Annotated in this window: 17 protein-coding genes; 7 read left to right on the top strand and 10 right to left on the bottom strand. The window is 71.7% G+C overall.

Annotated elements, in window-relative coordinates; all coding sequences use genetic code 11:
- Nucleotides 1–99: 99 nt before the first annotated feature.
- The gene (gene polA, locus ACFQ3T_RS24270; protein WP_380726191.1) at nucleotides 100–2,775 is read right to left on the bottom strand and encodes a DNA polymerase I; all 2,676 of its coding nucleotides are present in this window, start codon (nucleotides 2,773–2,775) and stop codon (nucleotides 100–102) included.
- A gap of 54 nt (nucleotides 2,776–2,829) precedes the next feature.
- Between polA and ACFQ3T_RS24265 the strand changes: the two genes are divergently transcribed.
- A complete protein-coding gene (locus ACFQ3T_RS24265; RefSeq protein WP_380726189.1) occupies nucleotides 2,830–3,252 on the top strand; it encodes a hotdog fold thioesterase in 423 nt (140 codons plus the stop codon).
- A gap of 59 nt (nucleotides 3,253–3,311) precedes the next feature.
- Nucleotides 3,312–3,875: a DUF4352 domain-containing protein gene (locus tag ACFQ3T_RS24260; RefSeq protein WP_380726187.1), complete on the top strand. Its 564-nt coding sequence runs from the start codon at nucleotides 3,312–3,314 to the stop codon at nucleotides 3,873–3,875.
- Between the two features lie 23 nt (nucleotides 3,876–3,898).
- Here ACFQ3T_RS24260 and ACFQ3T_RS24255 read toward each other — a convergent pair whose 3' ends face one another.
- The 7 genes from ACFQ3T_RS24255 to ACFQ3T_RS24225 all read right to left on the bottom strand — a co-directional run bounded on the left by ACFQ3T_RS24255 (nucleotide 3,899) and on the right by ACFQ3T_RS24225 (nucleotide 10,656).
- Nucleotides 3,899–4,603 carry an ABC transporter ATP-binding protein gene (locus tag ACFQ3T_RS24255; RefSeq protein ID WP_380726185.1) on the bottom strand — a complete coding sequence of 235 codons (705 nt, stop codon included), beginning with the start codon at nucleotides 4,601–4,603 and terminating at the stop codon, nucleotides 3,899–3,901.
- Nucleotides 4,593–5,333 (bottom strand): ABC transporter ATP-binding protein, encoded by a 741-nt coding sequence (locus tag ACFQ3T_RS24250; RefSeq protein WP_380726193.1) that lies wholly within the window; start codon nucleotides 5,331–5,333, stop codon nucleotides 4,593–4,595. Before ACFQ3T_RS24250 ends, ACFQ3T_RS24255 begins: the two co-directional genes overlap by 11 nt.
- A gap of 32 nt (nucleotides 5,334–5,365) precedes the next feature.
- Entirely contained in the window at nucleotides 5,366–6,526 is a 1,161-nt protein-coding gene (locus ACFQ3T_RS24245) for a branched-chain amino acid ABC transporter permease (protein WP_380726183.1), read from the bottom strand.
- Entirely contained in the window at nucleotides 6,523–7,485 is a 963-nt protein-coding gene (locus tag ACFQ3T_RS24240; RefSeq protein ID WP_380726181.1) for a branched-chain amino acid ABC transporter permease, read from the bottom strand. The genes ACFQ3T_RS24245 and ACFQ3T_RS24240 overlap by 4 nt, the downstream gene beginning before the upstream one ends.
- A 125-nt stretch (nucleotides 7,486–7,610) precedes the next feature.
- Nucleotides 7,611–8,786: a branched-chain amino acid ABC transporter substrate-binding protein gene (locus tag ACFQ3T_RS24235; RefSeq protein WP_380726179.1), complete on the bottom strand. Its 1,176-nt coding sequence runs from the start codon at nucleotides 8,784–8,786 to the stop codon at nucleotides 7,611–7,613.
- A 281-nt stretch (nucleotides 8,787–9,067) separates the two neighbouring features.
- Nucleotides 9,068–9,673, bottom strand: a complete 606-nt coding sequence (locus ACFQ3T_RS24230; RefSeq protein ID WP_380726177.1) for an ANTAR domain-containing response regulator — start codon at nucleotides 9,671–9,673, stop codon at nucleotides 9,068–9,070.
- Between the two features lie 296 nt (nucleotides 9,674–9,969).
- The gene (locus ACFQ3T_RS24225) at nucleotides 9,970–10,656 is read right to left on the bottom strand and encodes a hypothetical protein (RefSeq protein WP_380726175.1); all 687 of its coding nucleotides are present in this window, start codon (nucleotides 10,654–10,656) and stop codon (nucleotides 9,970–9,972) included.
- A gap of 506 nt (nucleotides 10,657–11,162) precedes the next feature.
- On the opposite strand from ACFQ3T_RS24225, the gene ACFQ3T_RS24220 reads away from it, so the two are divergent.
- Complete coding sequence (locus ACFQ3T_RS24220; RefSeq protein WP_380726173.1) at nucleotides 11,163–11,672, top strand: DinB family protein; 510 nt, start codon at nucleotides 11,163–11,165, stop codon at nucleotides 11,670–11,672.
- A 75-nt stretch (nucleotides 11,673–11,747) separates the two neighbouring features.
- On the top strand, nucleotides 11,748–12,593 hold the full coding sequence (locus ACFQ3T_RS24215; protein ID WP_380726171.1) for a S1 family peptidase: 846 nt from the start codon (nucleotides 11,748–11,750) through the stop codon (nucleotides 12,591–12,593).
- A 16-nt stretch (nucleotides 12,594–12,609) separates the two neighbouring features.
- On the opposite strand, the gene ACFQ3T_RS24210 is transcribed toward ACFQ3T_RS24215, so the two are convergent.
- Entirely contained in the window at nucleotides 12,610–13,914 is a 1,305-nt protein-coding gene (locus tag ACFQ3T_RS24210; RefSeq protein WP_380726169.1) for a PI-PLC domain-containing protein, read from the bottom strand.
- Between the two features lie 91 nt (nucleotides 13,915–14,005).
- Here ACFQ3T_RS24210 and ACFQ3T_RS24205 point away from each other — a divergent pair, with 91 nt between their 5' ends.
- Complete coding sequence (locus tag ACFQ3T_RS24205; RefSeq protein WP_380726167.1) at nucleotides 14,006–14,425, top strand: CoA-binding protein; 420 nt, start codon at nucleotides 14,006–14,008, stop codon at nucleotides 14,423–14,425.
- On the opposite strand, the gene ACFQ3T_RS24200 is transcribed toward ACFQ3T_RS24205, so the two are convergent.
- Entirely contained in the window at nucleotides 14,426–14,806 is a 381-nt protein-coding gene (locus ACFQ3T_RS24200) for a RidA family protein (protein WP_380726165.1), read from the bottom strand.
- 102 nt (nucleotides 14,807–14,908) lie between these two features.
- Between ACFQ3T_RS24200 and ACFQ3T_RS24195 the strand changes: the two genes are divergently transcribed.
- Nucleotides 14,909–15,709 (top strand): alpha/beta fold hydrolase, encoded by an 801-nt coding sequence (locus tag ACFQ3T_RS24195; protein WP_380726164.1) that lies wholly within the window; start codon nucleotides 14,909–14,911, stop codon nucleotides 15,707–15,709.
- A gap of 110 nt (nucleotides 15,710–15,819) precedes the next feature.
- The coding region (locus ACFQ3T_RS24190) for an NACHT domain-containing protein (protein WP_380726162.1) at nucleotides 15,820–17,479 on the top strand (1,660 nt) is incomplete at its 3' end.

The raw sequence follows: 17,479 nt of genomic DNA, 5'->3' as shown, positions 1-17,479 counted from the left end.
GGGCACGGCAGGCCGTGGGTCGGCCGGGCACGAGCCGGAGTGAGGGCCATGCGCACGGCGCGGGCCGCCGTCCCCCCGCCGTGGACGACCCGGCGCGGGTCAGTGGGCGGCGGCGTCCCAGGAACGGCCCACGCCCACCGAGACCTCCAGCGACACCGACAGCGGGTACGCGTTGCCCATGTGCTCGCGGACCAGGGCCTCGACCTGCTCCCGCTCCCCCTCGGCGATCTCCAGCACCAGTTCGTCGTGCACCTGGAGCAGCATCCGCGACCGCAGCCCCGACTCCTCCAGCGCCCGGAACACGCCGAGCATCGCGACCTTGATGATGTCCGCCGCGCTGCCCTGGATCGGCGCGTTCAACGCCATCCGCTCGGCCATCTCCCGCCGCTGGCGGTTGTCGCTGGTCAGGTCCGGCAGGTAGCGGCGGCGGCCGAGGATGGTCTCGGTGTAGCCCTTCTTGCGGGCGTCCTCGACGACGGCGTGGAGGTAGTCGCGCACCCCGCCGAACCGGGCGAAGTACGCCTCCTTCTGCTCCCGCGCCTCCGCCGCCGAGATCCGCAGCTGCTGCGCCAGCCCGTACTCGGACAGCCCGTACGCCAGCCCGTACGACATGGCCTTCACGCGGCGGCGCTGCTCGGGCGACACCTCGGACGTCGGCACGGAGAACGCGCGCGACGCGACGAACGTGTGCAGGTCCTCCCCGCTGCGGAACGCCTCGATCAGGCCCGCGTCCTCCGACAGGTGGGCCATGATCCGCATCTCGATCTGGCTGTAGTCGGCGGTCATCAGCTCGGCGAAGCCGGGGCCGACGACGAACGCCTCGCGGATTCGCCTGCCCTCGTCCGTGCGGATCGGGATGTTCTGGAGGTTCGGGTCGGTGGACGACAGCCGGCCGGTCGCCGCGATCGTCTGGTGGAACGTGGTGTGGATGCGGCCGTCGTCGGCGACGGACTTGAGCAGCCCGGCCACGGTGGACTTCAGCCTGGTGACGTCGCGGTGCGCGAGCAGGTGCTGGAGGAACGGGTGCTGCGTGGCCTCGAACAGGTTCTGCAGCGCGTCCGCGTCCGTCGTGTACCCGGTCTTGGTCTTCTTCGTCTTCGGCATGTTCAGCTCGTCGAACAGCACCGTCTGGAGCTGCTTCGGCGAGCCGAGGTTGATCTCCTTGCCGATCACCGAGTACGCGTCCTGCGCGGCCTGCTTCACGCCGGCCGCGAAGTGCGCCTCCAGCGCCGCGAGGTGCTCGGAGTCGATCGCGATGCCGACCGCCTCGACGTCGTCCAGCACCATCATCAGCGGCAGCTCCAGCGTCGCGAGCAGCGACTCCTGGCCGGTCGCCACCAGCTCGCGGTCCAGCGCCTCGGCCAGCTCGGCGACGGCGAAGGCGCGCACGATCGACGCCTGGGCGGCCTTCTGGCGGTCCTCCTCCTCGTCGGCGAGCAGGGACAGCTGGCCGTCGTCGGGCTCCTCGGCGCGCAGCTCCCGCTTGAGGTAGCGCAGGGCCAGGTCGTCGAGGGCGAACGACCGCTGGCCGGGCCGCACGAGGTACGCGGCGAGCGCCGTGTCGCTGGTGACGCCGCGCAGCTTCCAGCCGCGGGCGCGCAGCGCGCGCAGGGGCACCTTCAGGTCGTGGCCGGCCTTGGCGACCGACTCGTCGGCGAGCCACGCGGCCAGCGCGTTCTCGTCCTCCTCGGCCAGGGAGGTGACGTCGACGTACCCGCCCTCGCCGCCGACCGCGGCCAGCGCGACGCCCTCCAGGTCGCCGCCCGTGGAGCGGAACGCGATGCCGACGCGGCCGGACCGGGCGTGGGTGTCGAGCCACGACCCCAGCGCGCCGGCGGGCACCGCGCCGCCGCTGACCGTGAAGCCCTCCTCGGCCTCCGGCTCGGCGGTGGACAGGGTGGAGAACAGCCGGTCCCGCAGCACGCGGAACTCCAGCTCGTCGAACAGGCGGTGGACGGCGTCGCGGTCCCACGGGCGGGCTTCGAGGTCGGCCGGGCCGAGGGGCAGCTCGACGTCGCGGACCAGCTCGGTGAGCTGCCGGTTCAGCATGATGTTGGACAGGTTGGCGCGCAGCGCGTCGCCCACCTTGCCGGGCACCTCGTCGACGTGGTCGATAAGGCCGTTGAGCGAGCCGAACTGGGTGAGAAGCTTCACGATGGTCTTGGGGCCGACGCCGGGGGTGTTGGGCAGGTTGTCCGACGAGTCGCCGCGGACCGCCGCGTAGTCGGCGTACAGCTCGGGCGGCACGCCCTGCTTCTCCAGCACGAGCTCGGGGGTGTAGCGGGCCATCTCGGACACGCCCTTGACCGGGTACAGCACCGTCACCTTGTCGGTGACCAGCTGCAACGCGTCGCGGTCGCCGGTGCAGATGAGGACCTCGAAGCCGAGCGCGGTCGCCTGGGTGGTGAGCGTGGCGATCAGGTCGTCGGCCTCGTAGTTGTCCTTGGACAGGACGGGGATGGACAGCGTGCCCAGCACGTCCTCGATGAGGCTGACCTGGCCGCGGAACTCGTTCGGCGTCTCGCTGCGACCGGCCTTGTACTCCGCGTACGCCTCGGTGCGGAACGTCTTGCGGGAGACGTCGAACGCGACCGCGATGTGCGTGGGCTTCTCGTCGCGCAGCAAGTTGATCAGCATCGAGGTGAAGCCGTAGACCGCGTTGGTGGTCTGGCCCGTGCCGGTCTGGAAGTTCTCCTTGGGCAGCGCGAAGAACGCCCGGTAGGCCATGGAGTGGCCGTCGACCAGCAGCAGGCGGGAGGCTTCTGAAGTGCTCACACCGGCGAGTCTAGGGTGAGGGTCCGACAGTTCCGCACCGACTGGGAGCCACCCGTGACGCCAGCACCCGAGGACATCCCCGGCGCCAACCAGGACGTCGCCCACGAGCAGTTGACCGCCAGGCTGGGCATCGAGATCACCCGATGGGATGCCGACCGGCTGGTCGGGACGATGCCGGTGAAGGGCAACCGGCAGCCGTACGGGCTGCTGCACGGCGGCGCGAACGCGGCGCTGGCGGAGACGCTGGGCTCGATCGCGGCGGCCATGCACGCGGCGCCGGACCGGGTGGCCGTGGGCCTGGAGCTGTCGTGCACGCACCACCGGGGCGTGACGGAGGGCGTCGTCACGGGGGTGTGCACGCCGATCCACCGCGGCCGGAGCACCGCCACGTACGAGATCGCCATCACCGACGAGCAGGGGCGGCGGGCGTGCACGGCCCGGCTCACGTGCTTCCTGAAAGACGCCCCGAAGGGGTGAACGTGCGGGTCTCGCGGCCCCGCGGTGGAACCCGAGGGCCCCGATCGGTGGAGGTGGGCGTGCGGCGTCGCGTGGTCGTGGTGGCGGCGGCGGTGGCCGGGCTGGTCACGGCCGGGTGCGGCGGGTCGCCGGTCGAGGCGGGGCCGGTGGCGGTGTCGAGCACGCCGGCGACGTACCCGGTGCCGGCGGCGACGGTGCGGCCGGACGAGAAGGTGCTGAAGATCCCGACCACGGCGGACGGCGACACGGCCTTCACGCTGGTGGGGCTCACCGCCGAGATGGCCACGATCATCGGCAGCCACGCCGAGTTCCACGCCAAGGGCCAGTTCGTGCGAATCCGGATGAGCGTGGTCAACAACGGCCGCAGCAGCGTGTCGTTCGACGCCCGGCGGCACGTGCTGGTGGACGACCGCAAGGGCGAGCACGCGGTGGACGAGCAGGCCATGACGATCAAGCGGCAGCCGGAGACGATCGACATCGGGGCCAACGTGCGCCTGGAGTACGACGTCTACTACGACCTGCCCAAGGACGCGAAGCCGCTGGCCCTGCGCGTGTACGGGGGTCCGACGCTGACGGACCTGAAGGACGAGTCGGGCACCGAGATCCCGCTGGCCCAGCCGTAGCCGGGCCAGCGGGGTCCGGACCGTCAGTGACCGCCGAGGTACGCGGCGCGCACCTGGGGGTCGTCCAGCAGCGCCGGGCCGGGGGCGCTCTTCACGACCCGGCCGGTTTCGAGCACGTACGCGCGGTCGGAGAGCTTCAGCGCCTGCTGCGCGTTCTGCTCGACCAGCAGCACGGTCGTGCCGCGCTTGTTGATCTCCTTGATGATCTCGAAGATCTGCGCGATGAGCATGGGCGCGAGGCCCATCGACGGCTCGTCGAGCAGGAGCACCTTCGGCTTGGTCATCAGGGCGCGGCCCATGGCGATCATCTGCTGCTCGCCGCCGGACATGGTGCCGCCGAACTGGTTCTTGCGCTCGGCGAGCCGCGGGAACAGCTCGTAGACCTCCGCCAGGTCGGCCGACAGGTCGTCCTTGCGGGTGTAGGCGCCCATCAGGAGGTTCTCCTGCACCGTCATGCCGGGGAACACGCCGCGGCCTTCCGGTGACTGGCCGATGCCCGCCATGACGCGCTTGTGGCCGGGCATCTTGGAGATGTCCTCGCCGTTGAACACGACGCGGCCGCTGGTCAGCGGGCGCAGCCCGGAGATGGTCTTCAGGGTCGTCGTCTTGCCCGCGCCGTTGGCGCCGATGAGCGAGACGATCTCACCTTCCTCCACCTGCAGGCTGATGCCCTTGATCGCGGCGATCTTCCCGTAGTGGACGTGGATGTCGTCGATCTCAAGAAGCATCTTCGGACACCCCCAGGTACGCCTCGATGACCTTCGGGTTGTTCTGCACCTCGTGCGGGAGCCCTTCTGCGATCAGCTGGCCGAAGTCGAGCACCGCCACGCGGTCGCTGACGCCCATGACCAGGCTCATGTCGTGCTCGATCAGCAGCACGGTCCGGCCGCTGTCGCGGATCTTGCGGATGAGGGCCTGGAGCGACTCCTTCTCCGCCGGGTTCATGCCCGCCGCGGGCTCGTCCAGCAGGAGCAGCTTCGGGTCCGTGGCCAGCGCGCGGGCGATCTCGAGCCGGCGCTGGTCGCCGTACGGGAGGTTCTTCGCGGTCTCGCTCATCCGGCCGGGGATGCCGACGAAGTCGAGCAGCTCCCGCGCCAGCTCACGGCCGCGCTTCTCCTCCTTGCGGTGCCAGGGCAGGCCCAGCGTCGCGCCGATGGCGCCGGTCTTGTGGTGCGCGTCGGCGCCCACCATCACGTTCTCCAGGGCCGACATGTTGTGGAACAGCCGGATGTTCTGGAACGTGCGGGCGATGCCCATCTTGGTGATGGCGAACCGCTTGGCGCCGTTGATCCGCGCGCCGTTGAACAGCACCTGGCCCTCGGTGGGCTGGTACACGCCGGTGACCACGTTGAACACGGTGGTCTTGCCGGCGCCGTTCGGGCCGATCAGGGCGAAGATCTCGCCCTGGTTGACGCTGAGCTGCGCGCCGCGCAGGGCGACCACGCCGCCGAAGCGCATGGTCACGTCGTCCAGCTGAAGGACGGGAGTGCTCACTTGGCCGCCTCCGTCGTCGAAACGTCGCTGTCCGGACCGGCGACCTCGGCACCCATGGTGCCCATGCCGCCGGTGCCCTCGTGCAGCTCGGCCTTGCGCCTCCGGGAGGGCAGCAGGCCCTCCGGCCGCAGGGCCATCATCAGCACCAGCACACCGCCGAAGAGCAGGATGCGGTACTCGGCCGGGTCCTTGCCCAGGATGTCCTTCAGCCAGTCGACCTCGCGGAACCGCTCGGGCAGCCAGGCGATGACGAACGCGCCGAGCATGACGCCGGGCAGGTTGCCGGAGCCGCCGAGCACGACCGCGGCGAGGATCGTCGCGGACAGGATGAACGGGAAGGTGTTCGGCTCGATGAACACCGCCTTGCCGGCGTAGATGCCGCCGGCGAGGCCGCCGATCATGGCGCCGATTGCGAACGCGAGGAGCTTGAACTTGAACGTCGGCACGCCCATCAGCTCGGCGGCGTCCTCGTCCTCGCGGATCGCGGCCCACGCGCGGCCGACGCGGCTCTTCTGCAGCCGCACCGAGAAGATGATCACGAGCACGATCGCGGCGACCATCAGGTAGTAGTACGGCGCGGGCAGGAGCTTGAACTCCATGCCGAGCATGGGCGGCGGGTGCGGGATGTTCGTGATGCCGCGCGCGCCGCCGATCTCGTCGGTGTTGTTCGCGGTGATGCGGACGATCTCGCCGAAGCCGAGCGTCACGATGGCGAGGTAGTCGCCGCGCAGCCGCAGCGTCGGCGCGCCGAGGATGACGCCGGACACCGCCGCGAGCAGGATGCCGAACGCCGCCGTGGCCCAGTAGTTCCAGCCGAACTGGGTGCCGTAGTAGGCGACCGAGTAGCCGCCGATCGCGAAGAACGCGACGAAGCCCAGGTCGAGCAGGCCGGCCTGGCCGACCACGACGTTCAGGCCGATGGCCAGCAGGATGTACGTGCCGATCGGGTAGATCAGCACCGTCGTCCAGTCGGACGCCGGCGACATGAACGAGCCGATCCACGGCGCGGGCAGGATCAGCGCGAACACGATGACCGCGATGTACACGAGGTACCGCTGCCACACCTTGGCGTGTTCCCACCAGTCGCGGGCGCCGTCGAACGGGGCGCCCACGCGCCTCAACGGATTCGCGTTGCCAGTCACTCCGTTGCCTTTCATGCGCGGGCCTTCTGCAGGGATTCGCCGAGGATGCCGGTCGGGCGGAACATCAGCACGACCACCAGGACGGTGAACGCGATGACGTCCTTCCACTCGGAACCCAGGAAGATCGCGCCCCAGTTCTCGATGAGGCCGAGCACGATGCCGCCGAGCAGTGCGCCGCGGAGGTTGCCGATACCGCCGAGCACCGCGGCGGTGAACGCCTTGATGCCGAGCACGAAACCGACGTTGAAGACGGTGTTCTCGAACTCCATGAGGTACAGCGCGCCGGCGACGCCGGCCATCGAGCCGCCGAGCAGGAACGTGACCCGGACGATGTTGTCGATGCTGACGCCCATGAGCACGGCGGCTTCGGGGTCCTGGGCGGTGGCCCGGATGCCGCGGCCGATCTTCGTGCGGTTCACGAGGCGGTCCAGCGCGATCATCATGATGACGGCGGCGACCACGACGATGATGTGGTCGGTGCGGACCGCGGCGTTGCCGACGGTGAACACCGTGTCGCGGTCGACGAGGCGCGGCGAGGACTGCTGGTTGCGACCGGGCTTGCCGGTCAGCCAGGGGATGATGACGAGCGCGAACAGCTCCATCAGGAACAGGGACGCGCCGATCGCGGAGATGAGGGCGGTGAGCCTCGTGGCGCCCTTCTTGCGCAGCGGCCGGTAGGCCACCAGCTCCAGCAGGACGGCGGCGCCGCCGGACACCGCGGCCGACAACGCGATGATCAACAGCATCACACCGATGAGCGCGATCCCGGTGAACGGGGTGGTCGGCGCGAGGGCCGTGACCACCACGAGCGACGTGAACGTGCCGATCATGAAGATCTCGGAGTGGGCGAAGTTGATCAGACGCAGCACGCCGTAGACCATCGTGTAGCCGAGGGCGACGAGCGCGTAGATGGAGCCGAACACCAGTCCGCCCACCGTGCTGGGTAGGAACTGGTTGAGGAAATCATCAAGCATGACAGGTTTGCCTCACGAGACGGGCGGGGGGAGAGACTTCGCCATAGTGGCGGGGAGCGGGAGCAGTCGTTCCCACGACACTCCCGCTCCCCAGCGCGCTAGCTTGCTGCCTAATCCGTCTCGGATCAGCCCTCCAGCTTCGCCGACTCCGCCGGACCCAGAAGCTTGAGGACACCACCCTTGACCTGGTAGACGAAGATGGAGTTGTTCTCCGGCTCGCCGTTCGCCTTGAACTTGATCGGCTTGGAGACACCCTCGAACGAGACCGTCTTCAGGAACTCGTTGATCTTCTCCGACGACGTGTTGCCGGCCTCGACCGCCTTGATGAACGCCGTGGCGGCGTCGTAGCCCTCGGTCGCGTAGATCGCCGGGTCCGTGTTGGCGCTCTTCTTGTAGTTGTCGAAGAACGTCTTCAGCGCGCCCTCGACGTCGGCCGACGGGATGTTGCACGGGCAGGCGAGGACGGCGCCCTCGGCGGCGTCGGCGCCCGCGCCGGAGACGAGCTGCTGGTCGAGCGAGCCGTCACCGGAGGCGAACAGGGCCTTCACGCCACCGTCGCGCAGCTGCTTGAGCAGGCGGCCGGCCTGGGCGTAGTAGCCACCGAAGACGATCACGTCGGGGTTGGACGCGGCGACCTTGGTGACGGTGGACGAGTAGTCGGACGCGTCCTTGGCGAACTTGTCGCGCTCGACGGTGACGCCCTTGCCCTCGAACGACTTGGCGACGGCGTCGGCCAGGCCGACGCTGTACTCCTGGTCGTCGGACAGGACGAAGGCCTTCTTCGGGCTCCTCGCGGTCACCAGGAACTCGGCGATGCCGGGGCCCTGGTCGTCGTCGTTCGCGACGACGCGGTGCCAGTAGGTCCAGCCGTTCGAGGCGAGACCCGGGTTCGTGGCGGACGGCGAGACGCTGGGGATCTTGTTCTCCTCCAGCACGCCGCCGATGGCCTTCGACTCACCGGAGAACGCCGGGCCGATCAGGCCGACGATCTTGTCGGAGCCGATGGCGGTCGTGATCAGCGAGGTCGCCTGGTCGGGCTTGCCCTGGCTGTCGTACTGCACCAGCTCGATCTTGACCTTGGGGTTCTTCGCGTTGTACTCGTCGACGGCCATCTTCGCGCCGTTGCGCGGCGGGATCACGATCGCCGAGTTCTCACCGGTGAGGTCACCCATGAACCCGATCTTGACCGAGGTGACGTCGCCACCCGCGTCGCCACCGCCGCCGCCTCCAGCGCAAGCCGCGAGCACCAGCGACGAAGCCGCCGCCAGCGCCAGAACTCGGCCGAGTCGTGCTCCTGACACCGGAATACCTCCCATGACACCAACCAGCCCGCCGGTAGGCGGAGAGCCCTCACACGAGGGCTTGGGTTAGGGAGGGAACGTAGCTTCAGTTGAGTTCCGTGAACAGGTGGTCTTACTGCTCTGTGTCCACATCGTGACGGTAGTCACCGGCAAATAGTCCACGGTTAACAAGCTTAAATCCAGCTCAAATAGCCGCAGGTCACATGGTCAATGCGCGCAGTAACCAAGAATGACCCCGGCAGACCGTCCGATACTCGAACGTGTATCACTCGCGGGGATACTCACCCGAAGTTTTCGATGACGGCTTCCGCCACGGCCTTCATGGTGGTGCGACGGTCCATCGCGGTGCGCTGCACCCAGCGGAAAGCCTCGGGCTCCGACAGACCCTGCTTGGTCATCAGCAATCCCTTGGCGCGCTCCACGACCTTGCGCGTCTCCAGCCGCTCGGTGAGACCGGCGACCTCGTTCTCCAGCGCCTGCAACTCGGCGAACCGGCTCATCGCGAGTTCGATCGCGGGCACCAGGTCGCGCTTCGCGAACGGCTTCACCAGGTACGCCATCGCGCCCGCGTCACGGGCCCGTTCCACCAGGTCGCGCTGGCTGAAAGCGGTGAGGATCACGACCGGCGCAATGCGCTTGCCCGCGATCACCGACGCGGCCTCGATGCCGTCGACCTTCGGCATCTTGACGTCCATGATGACCAGGTCGGGCCTGAGCTCGGTGGCCAGCGTGACCGCCTCGTCGCCGTCGGCGGCCTGACCGGCCACCTCGTACCCCTCCTCGCGCAGCATCTCGACCAGGTCGAGGCGGATGAGGGCTTCGTCCTCGGCGACGAGGACGCGCCGGGGCGCGACCTCGGCCTGGGCCTCGGCAGCCTGTTGGGTCACCGGGGTCCTCCTGACACTCTGACGGCGGCTCGACGCGGTCGCGTCGGACGAAACCGCAGTCTACCGGCGTGCCGGCCCGCGCCGTGGCCGTCCGGCCGTGATCACGGCCACCGGCCGCCACTTCGTCGTTTCGGACGGCACGGCTGGTCCGAACGCGACGGGCCCACGCCACCCGTCCGGGTGGCCCCGAACGGGTGTCTGACGCCGTGCCGGGTGTCCACGAGGGACACCCGACACGGCGGGTCACCGTGCGACAGCGGGACGAAGTCGGGCCGCCGGCGCGGGGAGACTTCGGGTCACCGCACCGCCTGGGGCGGCTCCCACCAGCCCGTCACGCCTTCCGGCCACTCCATCGCGGCGAGCGCGGGCTCGTGCGCCGGGTCCGGGCCGTCGACCTCGCGGAGGAACAGGTCGTACCACCCGGTGGAGAGGCCGAGGCCGCCGCCGGCACTGGGAACTTCCACGGAACCCGGCAGGCCGAACACGGGGTGCAGCAGGCGGTCCGCGACGGTGGTCACGCCGAGGCTCTCGGGCCACTCGACCCACCACCGGTCGCCCTGCGCCAGCGCCCGCACCCACGGCGCGGCGGTGAACAGGTGGTAGCGGCGCAGCACCGCGCTGCCGACGCCCGTCGGGCGCGGCGTCTCCTCCAGGTGGTCGCGCTCGGCGGCGGTGAGGGGTCCGTCGACGAACCGGTCGCTCAGGGCACGGCCCTTGAGCAGGGTGCGGACGTACTTCATGCCGTCCGCCCACGCCCGCTCGTCCACGCCCGCGAGGTGGACCGACGCGTCGACGTCGGCGAACCGCAGTTCCACCGAGCGCGGGTGCCGGACGACCCGCAGGCCGGGCGCGCCCGCCACCCACGACTCGTCGTGCCGCGGCAGCAGCTCGTAGAGCAGCGGGCCGAGGGCGTGCTCGGCGAGGTGCAGGCGCGGGCGCTCGGCCGGTTCGACGGCGCGGAACGCGTGCGCGGGCCGCAGCATGCTCGCCGGCGGGCGCAACTGGAGGTGGCCCGCCGCGTCCAGACCTGCTTGCAGGACAACGCATTCCAGCCGCGCTGGGCGTCTTCCGCCGCGTCGGGCAGGAACAGCCCGCGCACGTCGGCCCGCCCGCGCAGGGCGTCCACCACGCGTTCGCGGCGGTCGGCGGGCAGGTCGTGCAGCACGGCCTTCACCGCGGGCACGGCCTGGGTGAGGTTCTCGCCGGTGTAGGTCCGGCGGAGGTCGACCAGCTGGTCGGTCAACGACGATCGCGCCATGGCAGTCCTCGCTCCCGCCGCCCGGCTCGGCGCGACAAGGACGCGGTCACGCGTCGTCGGTGGTCTTCGGTGCACTCCGTGAGCAGGGGTGCCCCCACCCCGCGGCGGATCACGCCACCCGCTTGCCGGGAGGTGGCTCCAGCCTCACGTCTGCTCACACACGCCGTCGCCGACGATAGCAAAACCGGCGTCGCCGGGGCGGGCGGCCGGCGCTCGACGTAGGGTCCGAACATGAGTTCGAACGAACGCCTGTGGCCTGCGGCCGCCGCCCACGACGAGCTGCGGCTGATGACGGAGTTCCTGACGTTCCTGCGGCTGACCGCCGTGGCCAAGGTGGAAGGGCTGGGCTGGGCGGACGCCTCGGCCGCGCCCATCCCGACCTCGCCGGTGGTGAGCGCGCTGGGGGTGCTGCGGCACCTGACCGCCGTGGAGCGGTGGTGGCTGTCGATCGAGGTGGGTGGCGTGGAGCTGCCGTCGCTGTGGGGCGCGGACGCGGACGCGTCGTGGCTCCTGCACGAGGGCGACACGGTGGAGTCGGTGGTCGACGAGTACCGCGCCGAGTGGGAGCGGTCGGCGCGGGCGCTGGACGGCCTCGGCCCGGACGACCGGACGCGGGGCGACCACGCGGGCAACGGCCGCACGGTGCGGTGGGTGCTGGCGCACGTCGTGCAGGAGACCGCCCGGCACGTCGGGCACCTCGACCTCCTGCGCGAGCTCGCGGACGGCGCGAAGGGCGAGTGACCCCGTCCCGCGGCCGTAACGCGAGCGGGTGAACGGGCGTGCGGGGCGCGGTGGCGGCTGATTGGATCAACGCCCATGCGCCACCTGGTTGCCGTGCTCGCCGCCGTGCTCCTGCTGTCCGTGCCCGCCGCGTCGGCGACGGCGACGTCCGCGGCCCCGCCCGCCCCCGCGGCCGTCGAGGTCGACTTCACCGGGATCGTGTCGCTGCGCGGCTGCTCGGGCTCGGTGGTGCGGCCGCCGCGGCACGCCCCGTCCGACCCGGCGCTGGTGCTGACGAACGGCCACTGCGTGCGGCTGATGAGCGGGACCGAGGTGGTGGTGGACGAGGCCGCCGACCGGACGTTCACGCTGCTCGACCGGACCGGCGAGGGCACGCTCGGCACGTTGCGCGCGGCCCGGTTGCTGTACGCGACGATGTCCGGCACGGACGTGGCGCTGTACCGGCTCACCTCGACCTACGCCGAGGTGGAGGCGATGGGGACGCGGGTGCTGGAGCTGTCGCCGGAGCACCCGGCCGTCGGCATCGACGTCCGCGTGGTGTCCGGGTACTGGCGCGAGATCTTCGCCTGCCGCGCCGACGGCTACGTGCACGAGCTGCGGGAAGGCCCGTGGACCTGGCGCGGCTCGATGCGCTACACGGCGTCGTGCGACACGCGGGGCGGCACGTCCGGCTCGCCCGTGGTGGACGTGGCGAGCGGCCGGGTGGTGGCGGTGAACAACACCGGCAACGAGAACGGCGAGCGGTGCACGCGGAACAACCCGTGCGAGGTGGACGAGACCGGTGCGGTGACCGTGCGGCACGGCATCCGGTACGGGCAGCAGACCCACTACGTGGTGCCGTGCCTGACCGGGGGCGGCAGGGTCGACCTCGCCGCCCCCGGGTGCGGGCTGCCCAAGCCGCAGCCCAAGCCTCAGCCGTGAGCCCCGGGGCCGGGGACTAGCCCGGGAACCGCTCGCCCGACAGGGCGTGGACCGCCGCCATCGGGTTGCCCAGGTGGTAGTGGTCCACGGCCAGGTAGGTCGGGGTCTTGCGGGCGGCGGGCTCGCAGAACCGCCGGGCGCGGTCGGCGAGCTTGGCGTTGTCGGTGCCCGCCGTGCCGGTGACCGGGACGTCCCGGAAGTGGTTCATCACGAACAGCGGCCGGAAGCCCGGTTCGGTGCGGGTGAGCGGCGTGCTCCAGCGGCTGTGGCACGACCAGTCGGAACCGCCCACGCCCGGACCCATCGACCAGTGGTTCTCCACCGTCCACTCGGACTGGTACATCACGCCGAACGTGTCGCGCTGCGGGGTGTCGCCGGAACGGCCGCGGTCGGTGAAGATCATCAGCCGCTTGTCGGCGGCGCGCAGGGCGTTCAGGGTCGGCCAGCCGTTCGTCCGCACGCCCGCCTGGTCGGGGCGGAACAGGACGTCGGCCAGTCCGTCGACGCGGGCCAGCTCGGAGCGCAGCACGTCGGCGGTGACGTAGTCCTCCAGGAACACGGTGACGAACTCGGCGGGGTTGCGGTGGAGGAAGTCCACGATCCGCCGCACGTCCACCCACAGCGCCACGGGCCGGCTGACCCACGTGCAGCTGTTGTGGCACAGGATCGCGCCGTCGCGGGTCTGGTGGACGTCGAGCTGGAAGCCGCGCACGCCGTCGGCGAGCTGCTGCTCGATGCCGCGGGCCTGGTTGGGCGCGAGGTTGACGAACGGCGGCGCGAACCCGCCGTCCACGCCGTTGGCGTAGGCGTTGTGCGCGGTGAGGAACGTGACCTGGTCGAGGCGCCGCTCCCCCTCCGGCGGCGCCGGCACGCGCTGGGGGAACGCGGGGGTGAGGTACCAGAGGTCGGCGCCGGAGCCGATCCGCACCTGGTCCGTGCCGGACGCGACCAGGCGCCGGTCCGTGCCGGGGACGTGGAGGCGGTGCCGGTCGCCGTCGGGGACCACGTCCCACTGCGCGTCGGGGCTGTCGCAGGGCAGCACCACGGCGAGGTCGCCCTGCCGGCCCAGGCACCCCGCGCCTTCGCGGAGCGTGCGGCTGGACAGCGTCCACTGCTGGTGGTCCTCGTCGCCCTTGGGTCGGCGTTGGAGCACGGACGTGCCGGACACGCCGGCGTTGAGGCCGGTGGTGGCGCTCTGGAGGTAGTAGAGGCCGTCCGCGGGGGCGGCGGCCGCGGCGGGCGCGGTGATGGTGGCGGTCAGGGTTGCGGCGGCCAGGGAGGTGACGAGCGTGGCGATCAGGGCTGACCGGGTGGCGCGCATCAAGCAGTCCTCTCGACGGCTCCGCGGCGGCGGGCACCGCCCAGGGTAAACGCGAAACTCCTTCAGGTCAGCCCCGTCCTAGGCTGGGGGCATGACCGAACCCTGGGGAGACCCCGAGAAGATCCGCCGCGTCCTGGCGGGCGGCGACACGTGGGCCGTGGTCGGGCTGGCGAACCACCCGCACCGGGCCGCCTACGGCGTGGCGAAGTTCCTCCAGCAGCACGGCAAGCGGATCGTGCCCGTGCACCCGGACGCCCCGACCGTGCACGGCGAGCAGGGCTACGCGTCGCTCGCCGACATCCCGTTCCCGGTGGACGTGGTCGACGTGTTCCGCCGGTCCGAGGCGGCGGGCGAGTTCGCCGACCAGGCCGTGGCGATCGGCGCGAAGGCGGTGTGGTTCCAGCTCGACGTGGTCGACGAGGCGGCCTACGAGCGGGCCACCGCCGCCGGCCTCGACGTCGTCATGGACCGCTGCCCCGCCATCGAGTGGTCGGCCCACGGCCCCCGCTGATCACGCCCGGCGGCGCGCGGTGACCTCGATCTCGATCCGCATCCGCGGGTCGGCCAGGCCGCACTCCAGCATCGTCGCCGCCGGGCGCACCTCGCCGAACACGGCGCGCAGCGCGGGCCAGCACGGCTCGAAGTCCCGGGCGTCGGGCAGGTAGTACGTCACCCGCACGACGTCCGCGAACGTGCAGTCCGCCTCGGTCAGCGCGGCGCCGATGTTGGCCAGGCACTGCTCGGCCTGCGCGACCACGTCGTCGGAGATGGTCATGGTGGCGTAGTCGAAGCCGGTCGTGCCGGACACGTGCACCCAGTCGCCGTCGACCACGGCCCGCGCGTAGCCGATCTGCTCCTCGAACGTCGAACCCGACAGGATCGCTCGCCTCATGGCCGCCACCCTAACCGGCCGATCACCCGACCACGCGGCGGTTTCCGCCGGTTCCGGCACGGCGGTGGCCGGCGCGGGCACGTGGTCAGTAGCCTGCGAGCCATGCCGGTCGTCGCGCTCAACGGGATCAACCTCAGCTACCACGTGGAGGGCGACGGCGACCTCGTCGTCATGGTGATGGGCACCGGGAGCCCCGGCCGGGTGTGGCACGCCCACCAGGTGCCCGCGCTGCGCGCCGCCGGGTTCCGGGTGGCGACCATGGACAACCGGGGCATCCCGCCGACGGACGAGTGCGCGTCGGGCATGACGATCGACGACCTCGTCGGCGACACCGCGGCGTTGATCGAGTCGCTGGGCGGCCGGGCGCACGTCGTCGGCACGTCGCTGGGCGCGCGGGTGGCGCAGGAACTCGCCCTGGCCCGCCCCGACCTCGTGGGCAAGGCCGTGCTGCTCGCGACGGCGGGTCGCAACGACCCCGTGCAGACGGCGCTGTCGCAGGGCGAGCGCGCGCTGCACGACCAGGGGATCACGCTGCCGGGCCGGTACTTCGCTGCGGTGAACGCGGTGCTGAACCTCTCCCCCGCGACCCTGGGCGACCCGGTCGGCGTGCGGGACTGGCTGGACGTGTTCGAGTTCACCGGTTCCGGCTACGGCAAGGGCGTGCGGGCGCAGCACGACCTGGACGAGTACGACAGCAGGCTGGACGCGTACCGGCGCATCACCGTGCCGTGCCTGGTGGTGGGTTTCGCCGACGACCGCGTGCTGCCCGCGTACCTGGCGCGCGAGGTGGCCGAGGCCATCCCCGGCGCGCGGTACGAGGAAGTGGCCGACGCCGGGCACTTCGGGTTCCTCGAGCAGCCGGCCGCGGTGAACCGGCTGATGGTGGACTTCCTGACCTCGTGAGGCGGTCCGGTCGCCGTGAGCACGGACGGTGACCGGACGACCACGGGAACCCCGCTACCCGAGCGCTCCGAACGCCGTTACCGTCGATCGCGACCTGGCGGGAGGGGCACATGGACGCGCGACGGCTCGCCCGGACCACCCGCCTGGTCTCCCTGATCGGCGTGGGCGGGGTGACGTGCCTCGTGCTCGTGCCCGTCGCGATCAACGCCGTCACGGGCGGGTCGGCGCCCCGCGTGCTCGGTCCGTACACGCCGTGGCTGTGGCCGGCGCTCGGCGTGCTGGTCGCGCTGACCGCGTGCCTCGCCGCCTGGGAACCGCTGGGCGCGCTGCTCGTGCGGCGGCGTCCCGCGCACCCGGCCAACCGGAAGGCCGCGCTGGAGCGGGTCGACCGGTTCGTGCGGGCGCGGATCGGCGGGTCGTTGGCGGAGCAGGTGCGGCTGAAGCTCGGCGTCGTGCCCCGCGTCCGGCCCCGGCTGCCGACGCGCGTCCGTCGCCCCCTCGTCGTGGCGGGCGAGCCCGGCGCGGGCAAGACGACCCTCCTGCTGGAACTGGCCGAGGCACTGCTGGCGCGTGCCGCCCAGGACCCGGGGCGGCCGGTGCCCGTGCTGGTGGACCTCGGCGGGTGGCGGCGCGACGACGACTTCGGCGAGTGGCTGCTGCGGGTGCTGGCCGACCGGTACCGGATCGGGCCGCGCCTCGGCCGGGCGTGGCTGCGCGACCGGAACCTCGTGCTGCTGTTCGACGGGCTGGACGACCTGGCCTCCGCCGACCGGGTCGAGTGCCTGGCGTGGATCACCGCGCTGGACATGCCGCAGGTGGTGCTGTGCAGCGCGGGCGACGACCACGAGCACCTGCCCCGGTACGACGTCGTGCGCGTGGAACCGTTGGGGCGCGCGGAAGTCCTGGAGCTGATCGACGCGTGCGGCCCCCGGCTGGACGGTCTGCGCGAGGCGTTGGAGAAGGACCCCGGCCTGTGGGACGAGGTGCGCACGCCGCTCGCGTTCGGGCTGCTGGCCCTCGCCTACCGGGCCGGGCGCGCGGAGTACCGGGGCGTGCTGGACACGTACCTGGTGGAGTCGGTGGCACGGGGGCCGGCGCGGGCCGAGCGGACCGTGCGCGCGTTGCGGTTCCTGGCCCGCGTCGCCCGGCGTGAGCACCACTTGGAGGCGTGGGCGACGCTGCCCGCGCGGCACGTGTGGCTCGGGTTCGTCGGGCCGGACGCGGTGTGGCGGCTGTTCCGGCGGGCCGTGCCGGGCGCCGTGGCGGGTGCGGCGGCCGCGTTGTGCTTCGTGGTCGGCGTGCGGCTGGGTCTCGTGCCCGCCGCGGTCGGGGCGGTGGCCGTGATCGGCTTGCCGCGCGGCGGGTTCACGGCCACGCGCGGCGACAAGCGGCGGGGGAAGCGTTGGGCGGCAACGGGTTTCGCCGTCGGCGCGGTCGTGACGGGTGCGGTGGCGGTGCTCGGGGCGTGGGTCGGCGGGCAGGTCGCGCGGTGGCCGGCGGCGGTCGTGTTCGGGCTCGTCGTCGTGGTCACGCTGGTCCTCGCCCACGCCACCCTGCGCGACCGGTACTGGGCCGTGGCGTGCGCGCTCGTGCCGTCCGGGGTGATGGTGGTGAGCGGGACGGGACCGGAACTGCCGGTGGGGCTGGGCATCGGGCTGGCCGCGGGCGCGGTGGCCGGGACGTTCGTCGGCGGGCTGACCGCCGTGTGGTCCGGCCTGCGCCGCCGGCCCGCCCACCGCCTGCCGTGGCTGCCCGTCGCCGGTCTCGTCG

Origin of the sequence: Saccharothrix hoggarensis, from assembly GCF_042678885.1 — a bacterium.
Classification (GTDB): Bacteria; Actinomycetota; Actinomycetes; order Mycobacteriales; family Pseudonocardiaceae; genus Actinosynnema; species Actinosynnema hoggarensis.
Note: the sequence above shows the minus strand (reverse complement) of the source record. Positions and strands in the feature narration are given on the sequence as shown.